This is a genomic window from Rhizobium giardinii bv. giardinii H152 (genome assembly GCF_000379605.1).
GTDB classification, from domain to species: Bacteria; Pseudomonadota; Alphaproteobacteria; order Rhizobiales; family Rhizobiaceae; genus Pararhizobium; species Pararhizobium giardinii.
Genome location: NZ_KB902680.1, coordinates 56,170 through 71,813, shown reverse-complemented (window position 1 = coordinate 71,813; position 15,644 = coordinate 56,170). Strand labels below are relative to the sequence as shown.

Below are 15,644 nucleotides of genomic sequence, written 5' to 3'. Positions count from 1 at the left end.
CTCAAAGTCCGGGTTCGATGCGAACGGCGCTGCCGCTCGCCGCGGCCTGCATAACGGCAAGGCCGGTGCTCAACGACCAGATGCCATCCTCGCCACTACAAAGTGGCTTGCCCCTACCGGCGATGGCGTCCTCGAAGCCCGCGAGCGTGTTCTGGTAGAGATTGCGGTGATTGAGTGACAGTTCGGTCTCGCCATCGACGTTGCGCAGCGTGACCGTGCCGACCGGCTGCTGGGTCATGCAGTTGCGACCGATCAGCGAGCCTTCGGATCCATGCACCTCGAAGCCCGTCGTCGCGTATTTCGTGGTGAAGCCGTCGTGGAATTGCGCGATCAGCCCGGATTTGAACCGCAGCGCGCCCATCGCCGCGTCCTCCAGCCCGGCCTTCGCCATGCCGCCATATTGCCCAACGGCGATGGCCTCGACCGGATCGTCGCCGAGCACGAAGCGCAGCGTATCGGTGTCATGCACGGTGATATCGAGGATGACGCCGCCGCCGGCATCCGGCCTGTCGAGACGCCAGCCCTGCAGGTGCGGCGGCAGGTAGACGGCGTGAAAGACGCGCGCCGCCAGAGGCTTGCCGATCGTCCCGGCCGCGATCGCGTCACGCATGGCGCGATGGGTGGCAGCTCCCCGCAGATGATGATTGGTCGCCATCACCACACCGGCGTCGCGGGCAGCCTTCACCATCGCATGGGCATCGTCGAGCGAGAGCGCCAGCGGCTTCTCGCAGAGAATATGTTTTCCCGCCCGCGCGGCTGCTAACACCTGATCGCGATGCAGTTCGTTGGTGGTGGAAATATAGACGGCCTGCACATCGGGATCATTGACGAGTTCGTCAACACCGTTCACCGACTTGGCGATGCCGTGATCGCGCGCATAGGCAGCACCCCGCTCGGCGCTCGTACTCATCACCGACACGATCTCGCCACCGACGGTGCGGATCGCATCGATGACCCATTCATGGGCAATCGTGCTTGCCCCGATCAAACCCCAATGCGTCATAGCAGAGACAGCCTTTCTCTCTTGTCGGTCGCAGCGCCACAGCTCTGGCGCACGACGAGACGCACCGAACTGACGATTGCTTCGGCGTCCGCCTTGCCGGCATTGATCTGTTTCAGGAGCAGTTGCGCGGCGCGCCGGCCCATGCCTTGCGGGTCGACGGAAATCGTGGTCAGCGCCGGCACCGCCGTCTGCGCCTCGATCACGTCGTCGAAGCCGATGACGGCAAAATCCTCGCCCGGATCGAGGCGGTGGGCGCGCAACCCGTCGCAAACCCCGAAGGCGACCGCATCGTTGAAGCAGACCGCCGCCGTCGGCCGCTCGCGCAGCAGCAGCGCCCGCTCGATCGCAGCCACGCCACCTGCCCGCGACGGCGCGGAACTGATGACCAGTTCACCATGAACGGCGAGATCCATGTCCGAGAGCGCATCGCGATAGCCTTGCAGCCGCTCATGAAAGACCGCCGTATCGGGAAAACCGCCGAGGAAGGCGATGCGGTGATGCCCGAGCCCGGCAAGATGCCGCACCGCTTCGCGCGTGCCGGCATGATTGTCCGAAACCAGCGACGAGACCTTGGCACCGGCGACCTGGCGGACGACATTGACCACCGGAATGCCGCTTGCCACCAGCGACTTCAGATCGGCCGCCTCCGTGCCGCGCGCCGGCGACAGGATCAGCCCGGAAATGCCATGCTCGCGCATCGACGCGATGACCTCGCGCTGCCGGTCGACGCTCTCGCCGGTATTGGCGAGGAACTGCACATAGCCGGCCGATTGCACGACCATGTCGACCCCGACGGCAAGCTCGGCAAAGAAGCTGTTGGTCAGATCGTTGACGACGATTCCGATGATTTTCGATTTGGCATTGGACTGGCGCAGATTGGCGGCGCCGCGATTATAGACATAGCCAAGCTCGCGGATGGCCGCATTGACCTTGGCGCGGGTCGCCTCGTTGACGAGCGGACTTGCCTGCAGGACGAGCGACACAGTCGACTTCGACACGCCGGCGGCGCGCGCAATATCGATGACCGTGACCCGTTCCTTGCCCACATCTTCCTCCCTACGAGGTCTTTCGCCTCAACATCCGCCATTAGATAATTGGAACGTTCCAAAGTTGTCAAGCGTATTTCTTGAAAAATGTGCGGGCGCGCTGACAGAAGGCCTTCAGTGAAGCGCCGTGACGACTTGCCGATCGCTCATTCCGTTGATTTTGAACAGTAAAATCTTAAATCAGTAAGGAATTCCATCGTCCACAACCTCGAAACGAGGCAATTAAGACCATTGCTCGAGCGTCCCAAAGCACAATAGCCACATTAAATTCCTCTTGAAATTTGGAACGATCTAAATTATTCGACCGATAACGCCCGAGGAGGAACCCGCATGTCCTTTACCCTGTCGCTGCCGCGCGTCGATGGCACGCTCGAGCCTTACCGCCTGTCAGGAACACCGATCGTGCGGCCCGCAGCAGTCCCCGCCTTCAATCGCATCGCCTATGCCGCCGCCCACGTCGTGTCCGATCCGCTGGCCGATCTGCAGCCGTGGGGCCGCCCTGCCATCGACTGGGAAGCGACGATGGCGTTCCGGCATCATCTCTGGGCGCTGGGCTTCAAGGTAGCCGAGGCGATGGACACGTCACAGCGCGGCATGGGTCTCGATTGGGCCGGCGCTCAGGAACTGATCCGCCGCTCGCTGGCCGAAGCCCGTACCGTGCCGGGCGCCGATCTCGCCTGCGGCGCCGGCACCGATCACCTCGCCCCCGCCGATACACGCTCACTCGACGACGTCATCCACGCCTATGAGACGCAGATCGGTTTTGTTGAGAAGGAAGGCGGCCGGTCGATCATGATGGCAAGCCGGGCGCTCGCACATATTGCCAGATCGCCGGATGATTATCGCAAGGTCTACGGCCACATTCTCCGCCAGACGAAGGACAAGGTCGTGCTCCACTGGCTCGGCGACATGTTCGATCCAAAGCTGAAGGGCTATTGGGGCTCTGAAAAATTCGAGGACGCGCTGGAGACGGTCCTGTCGATCATCGAGGACAACAGGGCCAAGGTCGAAGGCATCAAGATTTCACTGCTCGACAATGCCTGCGAAGTCGCCTTGCGCAACCGGTTGCCGGACGGCGTGCTCTGCTTCACCGGCGATGATTTCAACTATGCCGAACTGATCGAAGGCGACGGCCGGAAATACAGCCACGCCCTGCTTGGCATTTTCGATGCCGTCGCGCCCTCGGCTTCGAAGGCGTTGGCGTCGCTGGCGGCGGGCGACGTCGCAACATTCCGCAGCGTCATCGAGCCGACCGTGCCACTGTCGCGCAAGATCTTCGAGGCGCCGACGCAGTATTACAAGGCCGGCGTCGTCTTTCTCGCCTGGCTGAACGGCCACCAGAAGCACTTCACCATGCCGGCCGGCATGCAGTCGGCTCGCGGCGTGCTGCACTATGCCGACATCTTCCGACTTGCGGACAGGGCCAACGTGCTCGACAAGCCGGAACTGGCCATGGAGAGGATGAAGGCGTTTCTCGTCACCCAGGGATTCTGAGATCCCGGACTTCACGATTGCTTCCCGCTTTTCGCAGAAACGCCTTCATTTCTTGCCTGATCTCGTGTTGAAGAAGGACCTGGAAAATGCGGGAGACGGCGAAGGCATGCTTGCGATGAAATCCTGGAAGCGACGATTGCGCAAATGGCGCAACCGCATCGCGAGACGCATCCTGAGCACCCGCGCAGGCCGCGAGATGCTCGTCAACGCCATAAGCCCCCGGGTCCTGACGATGACGGCCGATTGCGGCGACCACCTGATGACCTTCTCGCCACATGACTACATTGGCCGGAAAATCTATCGCAAGGGCCATTTCGAGCGCGAGAACGTCGACCGCCTGCTGGCCATCCTGCGCCAGCGCAATCTGCTGAAGCAGGACGCGGTTCTTCTCGAACTCGGCGGCAATATCGGCACGCAAACCCTCTATTTCGCCCTGAGCAAGGCGTTCCGCCACATCGTGACCGTCGAGCCCGACCCACGCAATTACAGGCTCCTGAAGACCAACATCGACCAGAACGCGATGGGCGACCGCATCACGGCGATCAACAGTGCAGCCGGCGAAAACGAAGGCGCGCTCGATTTCTTCCTGCATCGCGACAACCACGGCAAGAGCAGCGCCCTGCGCCAGAGCGACCGGGACATCGCGATCACCGTTCCGGTGAAGCCCGTCACCGCCATCCTCGCGGAAGCGGCCATCGCGCCGGAGGAGATCGGGCTGATCTGGATGGATATCGAAGGCTACGAGCCGGTCGCGGCCCGCTCGATGCAGCCGCTGCTTGAGCGCCGCGTGCCGTTCTATATGGAGTTTTCGCCGGTCTTCTATGGACCTGACGGATCAAAGGCCTTCATCGATCACCTCGCACAATTCTACACCAACTGCATCGTCTTCTTCGAGGACCGGCAGGTGGAGATGAAGGTGACGGCAATGCCGGCCGACATCGAGCAGTTCGACGTCCTGCTCCTGCCCTGACGGCATCGGCTCAATCAACGCTTTCGGTAGAAATAGGTCCGCCCCGGCTCGGCGCCGGCGGGAAGCGGCAACGGCTCAAGTGCTGAATGGTCAAGCGGCAGGCCGCTTGCGGCGATGCCGCCGGATACAAGCGCGGCGGCGACCGATTGCGGCAGCCATGTCAGCGTCTGGGCATCCCGTTCCGGATAGGCCGTGCCGATATCGGCATGCGCAAAGGCAACATCCTTTCCGGCAAACTGCCTGATCGTCTCCCGGATGTCGCCAAGCACGAGATCGGCCTCCGGTGGCGTCGAGTGCGGATGAGAGCCCACGGCTCGGTCGAAAGCGATGATGCGGTTGGTCGGAAACAGTTCGCGGATGTGGTCATAGGTCCTGCCGTTTCCGAGCCCGATTTCCAGAATCACGCCATCGGCCGCAACCATCGACGTGTCCTTGATATGGTTGAGAACAGCGCGCTGCGACTGCATGCGTGAAATAAAACTATCGAGGCGGCTCATCTAATTCTATCCATCCATTTCAAATCATGCGACCCAAATCATGCGACCCAAATCACGCGGCCTAGATCATGCGCATTGTCCCGCTTAACACGAGGTTGCGCGACCGGTCGACCGCAGCGGCACGAAATAAGCAGCTATTTCAGCACGCGAGAAGGATGCCGCAAGCGCGGTCGTATCCACACATTTTTGACATCTGCGCTTGTCAAACCGCCGTCGCCTGCCTTGCACGAATATGTTAGCCTCCCGCCATGAACGAGCTTTCCAGCGAAACATTCTTCAATGCGCTTCCGGTCTTCGTCGATTTTCAAGGCGTTGCCGATGCCAGCAATTATCGGGGGCTGCCCGCCGACTGGGCGCTGGCCACCGCCGACATCGTCGATTCGACCGGCGCGATCGAGGCCGGGCGCTACAAGGCCGTCAACATGGCGGGCGCCAGCGTCATCTCGGCGATCCTGAATGCGCTTGGCAAGCATGACCTCCCCTTCGTGTTCGGCGGCGACGGCGCGCTGGTTGCCGTACCGCCGTCGGGAATTGAGAAAGCCCGCACCGCCCTCTCGGCGGTGCAGAAATGGGTCAGGGAAGAACTGCAGCTGACGCTCCGCGCCGCCCTCGTTCCTGTCGCCGATGTCGTCGCCGCCGGCCTCGAGGTCCGCGTCGCGCGCTTTCAGGTCAACCCGAACATCTCTTATGCAATGTTCGCCGGCGGTGGCTCGAGCTGGGCGGAAACCCGCATGAAGGAGGGCCAGTATGCCGTCCCGCCGGCGCCGGAAGGCGCGCGACCCGACCTGACAGGCCTCTCCTGCCGCTGGAACCCGATCCAGTCCCGCCATGGCGACATCGTCTCGATCATCGCGGTGCCAGCCGGTTCGGGCAACAATGAAGCGTTTCAAGCCCTGATTTCCGATGTCGTGGCGCTCGCCGCCGGCGAAGAACGAGATGGCCATCCGGTCGCATCCGAGGGACCGCAGTTGGGATTGTCGGCGGCGGGTTTGTCGGCGGAGACGAAAATCGCGCCGCAGGGCAAACGCCTCCGGCGCCGGCTTTTCATTCTTGCACAATATCTGCTTCTCGTTGGGCTCTACCGCCTCGGCCTGACGCTCGGCAATTTCGACCCGCGCAGCTATCGGCGGGAAGTCTCCCGCAATTCGGATTTTCGCAAGTTCGACGATGGCCTGAAAATGACGATCGATGTCGCTCCGGAACGGCTGCGCCTGATCGAGGCGCGGCTGGAGGAAGCCGCCAGGGCCGGCGTTTGCCGCTACGGCCTGCACCGGCAGGATTCGGCGCTGATGACCTGCATCGTGCCGACGCCGCTCAGCCACGACCACATGCACTTCATCGACGGTGCTGCGGGTGGCTATGCGGTGGCGGCCAGCCGCCTGAAGAAGCAGGCGCTCGCCCCGCCCGCCGTCTCCGCTACGCCTTGAGGATCGTCTGGCCCGCGATGCCTCGTCTAGCAAAAGCATTGCGGGTATCGACGATGAGCGGCGCCCAACGGGCAAGCGCGGCATAGTCCACCGCATCGTGATCGGTGGCGATCAACACCGCATCGAAGGCCTTCACCGATTGCTCGGTGAGCGGCACCGATTGCCGCCCCTTCAAAGCCATATATTCGCGCGTCCGGGGAATCTCGGCGACGTGCGGGTCGTGATAGGCCGCACTGCCGCCCCGCTCCTCGATCAGTTCGATCAGCTTCAGCGAGGGGCTCTCCCGGATGTCCGGCACATTCTTCTTGTAGGCAAGGCCGATCACAAGAACGCGCGAACGGCTAAGCGCCTTGCCGAGATGGATATCCAGCGCCTCGGCAAGCCGTCCCACGACATGACGTGGCATCGCCGAATTGATCTCGCCGGCGAGTTCGATGAAACGGGTCGGCAGTTCGTATTCGCGCGACTTCCAGGTCAGGTAGAAGGGATCGATCGGGATGCAGTGGCCGCCAAGTCCCGGGCCTGGATAGAATGGCATGTAACCGAACGGCTTGGTCTTGGCCGCGTCGACCACCTCCCAGATGTCGATGCCCATCGCCTCGTAGACGACCTTCAACTCATTGACGAGCGCGATGTTGACGGCGCGAAAAATGTTCTCGGTCAGCTTCACGGCCTCGGCCGTCGCCGTGGACGATACGGGCACGACGGTTTGCACCGCAGCCCCGTAGAAGGCCTCCATCAGTTTCGCCGCCTCGGCGCCATCGCCTGCGACCACCTTGGGAATGCTGGACGTATGGAAATCGCGATTGCCCGGGTCTTCGCGCTCCGGCGAAAAGCCGAGAAAGAAATCCTTCGCCGATTTCAGCCCGGTCTTTTCCAGGATCGGCCGCACGACCTCGTCCGTCGTGCCGGGATAAGTGGTCGATTCCAGCACGATCAACTGCCCCGGCCTCAATGTTTCGGCGATCCGGTCGCAGGTCTTCGTGATGAAGGAAAGATCGGGATCTCGGTATTTCGTCAGCGGCGTCGGCACGCAGATGACGACGATGTCGCAATCGGCAAGCCGCCCGAAATCCGTCGTTGCACGAAAGCGACCCTTCGCCGTTTCCCCTGTCAGGACCGCATCCGGCACCGCCTCGATATAGGAACGTCCGGCATCGATGGCGACGATCTTCTCCGGGTCGATATCGAAGCCCGTGACGGCAAATCCGCTGCGTGCGACGGTGATTGCGAGCGGCAGGCCGACATAGCCGAGGCCGATCACGCCGGCATGGGCGTTGCGGTCTGCGATCTTCGAAAGAAGGGTTTCGCTTGGGGAGGAAAGGACGGTCAAATGCATATTCCCGGCTGATCGTGGCACGCGAAAGCGGCTTTGCTGATGCCGGTCAGTTGAGGATAAATTCACCGGGTGTCAAGCACGGGCCTCTATCGTGCTGCGGCCGACACGCAGCGGTCTGCCAAATTGTTGGCGCGCAATCTGGTTTCGCCGATATCGCCACCTATATTGAGCGAGGGCAAATACCGGGCCACCTAGAAGCGGCTTGCATGTGCCGGATCGGCGAACCGTCGGATTTTCCTGTAGAAAGCGGCAGAAACGCAATGAACATCAACGAGACGAATGTTTCCGTTCACCTGCTGGACCGCGTGTCGAATTGGCTGCAGCAGGCTGCCCTCAACGGCGAAAATCTCGAAACCGTGGTGACGGGCTTCTGCGAAAGGCTGGCAGCGGCCGGCTTGCCGCTCAATCGCGTCCACCTGAGCTTCTCAATGCTGCACCCCCTCTACGATGCATTGGGGTTCACCTGGCTGCGTGGCCAGGGTGTCACCGTCGAGGGCTACCGCGCCGATCCCAACGACGACAAACCCGATCGTTTTCTGCTCAGCCCCTATTATTACCTGCTCAGCAACAATCTCGACCACCTGCGCCGGCAGCTCGATCCGACGACCCCGTCCGAATTCCCCATCTTCGACGACTTGAAGGAAATGGGCGTTACCGATTACATCGCCTTCGTGCAATCCTTCGGCGAAACCTCCGGCCAGGGCATGATCGGCTCGTGGTCCACCGATGCCCATGGCGGCTTTGGCGACAACGTCATCGAGGCGCTTCTGCGCATCCAGAACAGCCTCGCGGTGGCAGCCAAGATGGCGGTTCTCGGCAAGCTCGCCGACAATATGCTCACCACCTATCTCGGGGAAAATGCCGGCAAGCGCGTCCTGTCGGGTCAGACCCGCCGCGGTGACGGCGAGACCATCCGCGCCGCGCTGGTCATGGCGGACATGCGCCAGTCGACCGTGCTTGCCGAGAAGGAAGGCCGGCAGGTCTACATCGATACGCTCAACCAGTTCTTCGATGCGATCGCGACGCCGTTCAGCCGCAACGGCGGCGAAATCCTCAGTTTCCTCGGCGACGGCTTTCTCGCCGTCTATCCCTGTGGCCGTCACCGCGACCCATCACAGGTCGCCTCCTTGGCCGCGATGGCGGCGGTTCGCCAGGCGACGGCGCGCATGGCGGAACTCAATGACGGCCGCCGCAGGCATGGGCTGGCCGATGTCAAATACGGGATCGGACTGCATGTGGGCAATGTCATGTTCGGCAATGTCGGCCTCAACGACCGCCTGACCTTTTCCGCCTTCGGGGCCGCGGTCAACGAGGTCGAGCGGTTGCAGGGGCTGACGAAGAAATATTCAAAACCGATCATCGCCAGCCAGTCCTTCGCCACCTATTGCGGCGGCGACTGGGTGACGCTTGGCCAGGAGAAGTTGCGCGGCGTGGGCCAGAAGGTCACGGTGCTTGTGCCTGGCGAAGCCAACATGAAGCTGGACAATGGCGAGGCCACGCAAGGCCGGTCGTTGGAGACGCGCTCGGAAGCGGAACAGGTCATGCTGCTCTATCGCAACAGCAAGAAGAAAGCGGAGCCGCGCGAGCTTCTCTGGAACAAGCTGTTGCAGTAAAGACCGGGTGGCGGTGCCCCTGCGGCACCCATTGTCCCGCGGGACGCAGGATGGCGCGATCCCGCTCGAATGATTGGTGTTTCTCCATTCGCGGCACTTCGCCGCCGAGGCATTATATCGGCGCGAACTTTACCAGCCGTAGGTCATGGACAGGCCAATTTCCGTGCGATAGTCTGGCTAAGATGAAGCCGGGTCTCCACTCGGAGGCGAGCTCTGCGTGACCGCGAGCAGCCATGATACAAGGACACCTGCTGGCATGAATTCAGGCGCAGACCTGCTGCGGATCGAGGATTTGAGTGTCTCGTTCGCGATGCTCGGCGGGCAGCTCGATGCCGTGCGCAAGGCGAGCCTGCGCGTCCTGCCGGGCAAGGTAACGGCTCTGGTCGGCGAGTCCGGCTCGGGCAAGTCCGTCATCAGCCAAGCCGTGATGGGTATCCTGCCGAAGACGGCATCGTGCAGCGGCCGTATCCTCTTTTGTGATCCGGCGACTGGCGGAAGTCCGGCCGATCTTCTGCAGATGCCGCGCGACGGGCGGGAAATCCGCCACCTGCGCGGCAACCGCATGGGCAAGATCTTCCAGGAGCCGATGACCTCGCTGTCGCCGCTCCATACGATCGGCAACCAGATCAGCGAAGCGCTCAAAATCCACACGGACAAATCTGCCAGGGAGCGGCGTGAGCGCACCGAGGAAATGCTCGCACTGGTCGGCTTTGCCAAACCGTCGCGCGCCTTCGACATGTATCCCTTCGAACTGTCCGGCGGCATGCGCCAGCGTGCGATGATCGCCATGGCGCTGATCTGCAATCCCTCGCTTCTGATCGCCGACGAGCCGACGACAGCGCTCGACGTGACCATCCAGGCGCAGATCCTGCAATTGCTGCGCGGCTTGCAAACGAAGCTCAACATGGCGATGCTGCTGATCACCCACGATCTCGGCGTCGTCGCCAACGTCGCCGACGAAGTCGTGGTGATCTATCACGGCGAGATCATGGAAGCAGGACCGGTCGAGACCATCTTCCGCAAGCCAGCGCATCCCTATCTCAAGGGCCTGATGGCCGCCGTGCCGCATTTCGACATGAAACCGGGAGAACGCCTGAAAGCGCTGCGCGAGGTACCGGTCAATACCAGCAGCCTGCTTGGGAAGAAGAGGCTTGTTGCACATGCAGCGCCTACCAAGCCCGATGTGCTCCTCTCCGTGCGCGACATCAGCAAGACCTTCAGCACGCGCAAATCGAGCTGGCTGACGAAGGATACGTCTGCCGGGACCAAGGCGGTGGATGGCGTCAGCTTCGACATCATGCGCGGCGAATGTCTGGGGCTCGTCGGCGAAAGCGGCTGCGGCAAGACGACGGTCAGCAAGATCCTGATGCGGGCCGTGACGCCCGACGCGGGCGCGGTCCTGCTCAACAGCAGCGACGGCCCGATCGATGTGCTGAAGGCGGAAGGTGACGGACTGCAAACGCTGCGCACCAAGGTGCAGATGGTCTTCCAGGATCCGGTCTCGTCGCTCTCGCCGCGGATGACGGTCCAGAACATCCTGAGCGAACCACTCGAAATTCATGATCGCGGCAGCGGCAAGTCGCGCGTCGAGACGGTCAAGGCCTTGCTCAAGGCGATCGGCCTCAACGAGCGTCATCTCAACCGCTATCCGCACAGCTTTTCCGGCGGCCAACGCCAGCGCATCGGTATCGCCAGGGCGCTTGCGCTCGGACCCGATCTCCTGATCTGCGACGAACCCGTCTCGGCGCTTGACGTTTCCGTCCAGGCGCAGATCCTCAACCTGTTGAAGGACCTGCAGAAGGAATTGGGGCTCACCTATCTCTTCATCTCGCACAACCTTGCGGTCGTCGATTACATGGCAGACCGGATCGCCGTGATGTGCGGCGGGCGGATCGTCGAGGTCGCCCCGCGCGAGACGCTGATGCGTGCGCCCGTCCATCCCTATACGAAGTCGCTGCTCGCCGCCGTGCCCTTCCCCGATCTCGACCGGCCGCTCGATTTTTCCATTCTCGATCCGGGCGGCGCCTCCGACAAGCGCAGCTGGGGCAAACAGTTCTCCGATGAGGGAGAAGAGGGCGTTCTATCGACGGCGGATCTTGGCGGTGGCCATCTGGTCCTTGCGCGGCGAAACGCCGATGTGAGGGAGTTACGACCGTGATTACCCGCAGAACGACACTTGGCATGCTTGCCTCCGTGCTGGTTCCCGGCACCAGCCGCGCCGCGCCGGAGCCTGCATTTCTGCGACCCTACCTGCGTGCGCAAACGCTGCCTGTGCTCAGCGAGCGGATTCCGAAAAATCCCCGCCGCGTCAATCTTGCGGCCATGGGTCGTGAGCCCGGAAAATATGGCGGAACTGCCCGCATGCTGATCGGCAGCCAGAAGGATATCCGCTATATGACGATCAACGGCTATTCCCGTCTGGTTGGCTATGACGAAAACCTGCAGTTCCAGCCGGATATCCTTGAGAGCTTCGATGTGCAGGAAGGCCGCATCTTCACGTTCAAGATCCGCGATGGTCATCGCTGGTCGAGCGGCAGCTATCTGACAGCCGAGGATTTCCGCTACACGTGGGAAGACGTGATCCTCAACAAGGACCTGCGCAAGGGTGGCGTCCAGCGCGAACTTCTGGCCGATGGCAAACCGCCCGTCTTCGAGGTTCTGGACGAATTGACCGTCCGCTACACGTGGAGCGCACCGAACCCGGACTTCCTCCCGGGTCTTGCCGCCGCGTCCCCGATCATCCTACTCTTGCCCTCCGCCTATATGCGGCATTTCCACAAGAAGTATCAGGACGAATTTCGCCTCTCGGCGCTGATGAAGCAGTACCGCGCCAAGAAATGGGCCGACCTGCATATCAAGATGTCGCGGCAGTACCGCCCCGAAAACCCCGATCTGCCGACGCTTGATCCTTGGATGAACAGAACGGCGCCGCCGGCCGAACAATTCGTCTTCGAGCGCAATCCCTTCTTCCACCGGGTCGATGAAAACGGGCTGCAACTGCCTTATATCGATCGTTTCCTGCTCAATATCAGTTCGTCCGAAATCATTCCGGCCAAAACGGGGGCGGGCGAGAGCGACCTTCAATCGACAGGCGTCGATTTCTCAGACTATGCGTTTTTCAAAGACTCGGAAAAACGCTACCCGGTGAAGGTCAAGCTCTTCAAGAGAACGGAAGGCTCCCGCATCGCCCTTTTGCCCAACCTCAACTGCAGCGACAAGGTTTGGCGCAATCTGTTCTGGGACGTACGGGTGCGCCGGGCGCTTTCGCTCGCGATCGACCGGCACGAGATCAACATGGTCAGCTTCTATGGTCTTGGCAAGGAAAGCGCCGACACGATCCTTCCGGACAGCCCCCTGTTCAAGCCCGAATATGCCTCGGCCTGGGCCAGCCACGATCCGGACCAGGCCAATGCGCTGCTCGACGAGGTCGGTCTTACAGAGAAAAACAGCGCGGGCATTCGCCTCCTGCCGGATGGCCGCGAGGCCCAGATCGTCATCGAGACCGCCGGTGAAAGCACGCTCGAAACCGATGTTCTGGAACTGATCAAGGATCACTGGATGAAAATCGGTTTCTCGCTTTTCATCAAGACATCGCAGCGCGACGTCTTCCGCAGTCGTGCGATGGGCGGCGACATCATGATGTCGATGTGGAACGGCCTCGAAAACGGCGTGCCGACGGCGGACATGAACCCTTCGCGCCTTGCGCCGAGCGCCGACGACCAGTTGCAGTGGCCGGTCTGGGGTATGTACTACCTCTCCCTTGAACAAAACGGCCATGCTCCGGAACTGCCGGAAGCGATCAGGCTCGTCGAGCTCTTGAAGGAATGGCGCAGGACCGTCAATACCCCCGAAAGGACGCGGATCTGGCACGAAATGCTCGCTATCTACACGCAGAACGTATTTTCGATCGGTATCGTCAACGCCACGCTTCAGCCGGTGCTCCACTCTTCCCATCTGCGAAACGTTCCCGAAACGGGTCTCTACGGCTTCGATCCGACCTGTTTTCTCGGTGTCTATATGCCGGATACCTTCTGGTACAGCAGCGAGGTTAGCTGATCATGTTGCGTTACGTATTCTGGCGCATCCTGGCGATGATCCCGACGCTGCTGATCATCTCCGCGCTGGTCTTCACCATCATCGAACTGCCGCCGGGCGACTATTTCGAAAGCTACATCTCCGAACTGCGCGCCCAGGGCGAAGCCGTGGACATGGCGGAGATCGAAGAACTGCGGGCCCAATACGGCTTCGACCGCCCGCCGGTACTGCGCTATTTCCATTGGGTTGCCGGCATGCTGCAGGGCGATTTCGGCTATTCCTTCGAGTACCAGCTTCCCGTCAACGAGGTCGTCGGCGATCGTCTCTGGCTGACCGTGCTCGTCTCCTTCGTCACCATCCTGTTCACCTGGCTCGTCGCCTTTCCGATCGGCATCTATTCCGCCACCCATCAATATAGCTGGGGCGATTATGGTCTCACCTTCCTCGGCCTGATCGGCATCGCCATTCCGAACTTCATGTTCGCATTGATCCTGATGTATTTCGCCAATATCTGGTTCGGGACCTCCATCGGCCACTTGATGGACCAGAAATACCTGGCCGAGCCGATGAGCTGGGAGAAGATGAAGTCGATTCTGGAGCATCTGTGGATCCCGGTGCTGATCGTCGGCACGGCGGGCACCGCGGGCATGATCCGAAGGCTGCGCGCCAACCTGCTCGACGAGCTGCAAAAACAGTATGTCGTGACTGCCCGTGCCAAGGGCTTGCATCCGTTCCGCGCACTGGTCAAATATCCGCTGCGCATGGCACTCAACTTCTTTATCTCGGATATCGGTTCGATCCTGCCGGCGATCATTTCCGGTGCCGAAATCACCGCCATCGTCCTGTCTCTCGAAACAACGGGTCCGATGCTGATAAAAGCGTTGCAAAGCCAGGATATGTATCTTGCCGGCTCGTTCCTGATGTTCCTGGCGTTCCTCACGGTGATCGGCGTCCTCATCTCGGACTTTGCGCTTGCCCTGCTCGATCCGCGCATCAGACTACAAGGCGGTAGCACCAAGTGACGATATCCCTTCCCGAATCCGGCGCGCCGCTGGCGCATTACGTATCGACCGCACCCTTCGACCCGCATTCCGTCGATGTGATGACCGAGGAACAATCGCGCGTCTATCAGGCGTCGCAGATGCGGCTGATGTGGTGGAAGTTCAAGAAGCACCGCCTGGCGCTGTACTCGCTCTATTTCCTCGGGTTTCTCTACGCGGTCATCGCCATTGTCGAGCTCCTGGCGCCCTATAATCTGCACACGCGCAACGTCGATTTCATCCATTCGCCGCCGCAGCGGGTTCACTTCTTCCATGACGGCAATTTCGTCGGACCGTTCGTCTATGGGCGCACAATGACGCTCGACATGGACACGCTGCGCCGGATCTACACCGACGATGTGAACAAGGTCGAACCGATCCGCTTCTTCTGCAGCGGTGACAGCTACCGGTTCTGGGGCCTGTTCGAAGCCAACAAACACCTGGTCTGCCCGGCCAAGGACGGAGAACTGTTCCTGCTCGGCAGCGACCGTCTGGGTCGTGATGTCCTGTCGCGCATCCTCTACGGCGCTCGCATATCGCTCACCATCGGCCTGCTCGGCATCACCATGAGCTTCGTGCTCGGCATCGTCATCGGCGGTCTCGCCGGCTATCACGGCGGCGTCTTCGACCTGATCGTCCAGCGTGTCATCGAGGTGCTGCAATCCATCCCGAGCATTCCGCTTTGGATGGCGCTGGCGGCGATCATGCCGGTGACCTGGAGCCCGATCCTCATCTATCTCGGCATCACAGCCATTCTCGGCATGCTCGACTGGACGGGCCTGGCGCGTGCCGTGCGCTCGAAGCTGTTGGCGTTGCGCGAGGAAGACTACGTCCTGGCCGCGCAGCTGATGGGCGCCGGCTCGAGCCGCGTCATCGGCCGCCACCTCGTCCCCGGTTTCATGTCGCACCTGATCGCCACGGCGACGATGTCGATCCCCGGCATGATCCTCGGCGAAACCGCGCTGAGCTTCCTGGGCCTGGGTCTGCGCCCGCCGATCACCAGTTGGGGTATTCTTTTGACGGAGGCCCGCAGCGTCAGCGTCATTGCATTTTATCCCTGGCTGTTGTTTCCAACCATTCCGGTCATTCTCGTGATTCTGGCGTTCAATTTCCTGGGCGACGGTCTTCGTGATGCTGCCGACCCCTATAAGTGAAGTGGAACCTGATATGCTTAGGAAGA

General features: G+C 61.4%; 12 protein-coding genes. 8 read left to right on the top strand and 4 right to left on the bottom strand.

Features of this window, described 5'->3' with window-relative positions; translation table 11 throughout:
* Nucleotide 1 precedes the first annotated feature (1 nt).
* Both A3AY_RS0116105 and A3AY_RS0116100 read right to left on the bottom strand, forming a co-directional pair.
* The gene (locus tag A3AY_RS0116105; RefSeq protein ID WP_018326686.1) at nt 2-1,003 is read right to left on the bottom strand and encodes a Gfo/Idh/MocA family protein; all 1,002 of its coding nucleotides are present in this window, start codon (nt 1,001-1,003) and stop codon (nt 2-4) included.
* Nucleotides 1,000-2,049, bottom strand: a complete 1,050-nt coding sequence (locus tag A3AY_RS0116100) for a LacI family DNA-binding transcriptional regulator (RefSeq protein WP_018326685.1) — start codon at nt 2,047-2,049, stop codon at nt 1,000-1,002. The genes A3AY_RS0116105 and A3AY_RS0116100 overlap by 4 nt, the downstream gene beginning before the upstream one ends.
* Before the next feature lie 330 nt (nt 2,050-2,379).
* Between A3AY_RS0116100 and A3AY_RS0116095 the strand changes: the two genes are divergently transcribed.
* Nucleotides 2,380-3,543: a dihydrodipicolinate synthase family protein gene (locus A3AY_RS0116095; RefSeq protein ID WP_018326684.1), complete on the top strand. Its 1,164-nt coding sequence runs from the start codon at nt 2,380-2,382 to the stop codon at nt 3,541-3,543.
* 106 nt (nt 3,544-3,649) lie between these two features.
* The gene (locus A3AY_RS0116090; protein ID WP_026203503.1) at nt 3,650-4,513 is read left to right on the top strand and encodes an FkbM family methyltransferase; all 864 of its coding nucleotides are present in this window, start codon (nt 3,650-3,652) and stop codon (nt 4,511-4,513) included.
* Nucleotides 4,514-4,527: 14 nt separating this feature from the next.
* Here A3AY_RS0116090 and A3AY_RS0116085 read toward each other — a convergent pair whose 3' ends face one another.
* Nucleotides 4,528-5,010, bottom strand: a complete 483-nt coding sequence (locus tag A3AY_RS0116085) for a class I SAM-dependent methyltransferase (RefSeq protein ID WP_018326682.1) — start codon at nt 5,008-5,010, stop codon at nt 4,528-4,530.
* A gap of 248 nt (nt 5,011-5,258) precedes the next feature.
* Here A3AY_RS0116085 and A3AY_RS0116080 point away from each other — a divergent pair, with 248 nt between their 5' ends.
* Nucleotides 5,259-6,437, top strand: coding sequence for a DUF3095 domain-containing protein (locus A3AY_RS0116080; RefSeq protein ID WP_018326681.1), 1,179 nt, complete (start codon nt 5,259-5,261; stop codon nt 6,435-6,437).
* Here A3AY_RS0116080 and A3AY_RS0116075 read toward each other — a convergent pair.
* Nucleotides 6,427-7,776: a nucleotide sugar dehydrogenase gene (locus tag A3AY_RS0116075; RefSeq protein ID WP_040668860.1), complete on the bottom strand. Its 1,350-nt coding sequence runs from the start codon at nt 7,774-7,776 to the stop codon at nt 6,427-6,429. The genes A3AY_RS0116080 and A3AY_RS0116075 overlap by 11 nt on opposite strands.
* Nucleotides 7,777-8,036: 260 nt before the next feature.
* Here A3AY_RS0116075 and A3AY_RS0116070 point away from each other — a divergent pair, with 260 nt between their 5' ends.
* The 5 genes from A3AY_RS0116070 to A3AY_RS0116050 all read left to right on the top strand — a co-directional run bounded on the left by A3AY_RS0116070 (nt 8,037) and on the right by A3AY_RS0116050 (nt 15,618).
* Nucleotides 8,037-9,389, top strand: a complete 1,353-nt coding sequence (locus tag A3AY_RS0116070; RefSeq protein WP_026203502.1) for an adenylate/guanylate cyclase domain-containing protein — start codon at nt 8,037-8,039, stop codon at nt 9,387-9,389.
* A gap of 256 nt (nt 9,390-9,645) precedes the next feature.
* Entirely contained in the window at nt 9,646-11,547 is a 1,902-nt protein-coding gene (locus A3AY_RS0116065) for a dipeptide ABC transporter ATP-binding protein (RefSeq protein ID WP_018326678.1), read from the top strand.
* A complete protein-coding gene (locus A3AY_RS0116060; RefSeq protein WP_026203501.1) occupies nt 11,544-13,445 on the top strand; it encodes an ABC transporter substrate-binding protein in 1,902 nt (633 codons plus the stop codon). The genes A3AY_RS0116065 and A3AY_RS0116060 overlap by 4 nt, the downstream gene beginning before the upstream one ends.
* A 2-nt stretch (nt 13,446-13,447) precedes the next feature.
* The gene (locus A3AY_RS0116055; RefSeq protein ID WP_018326676.1) at nt 13,448-14,446 is read left to right on the top strand and encodes an ABC transporter permease; all 999 of its coding nucleotides are present in this window, start codon (nt 13,448-13,450) and stop codon (nt 14,444-14,446) included.
* A complete protein-coding gene (locus A3AY_RS0116050; protein WP_018326675.1) occupies nt 14,443-15,618 on the top strand; it encodes an ABC transporter permease in 1,176 nt (391 codons plus the stop codon). Before A3AY_RS0116055 ends, A3AY_RS0116050 begins: the two co-directional genes overlap by 4 nt.
* Nucleotides 15,619-15,644 lie beyond the last annotated feature (26 nt).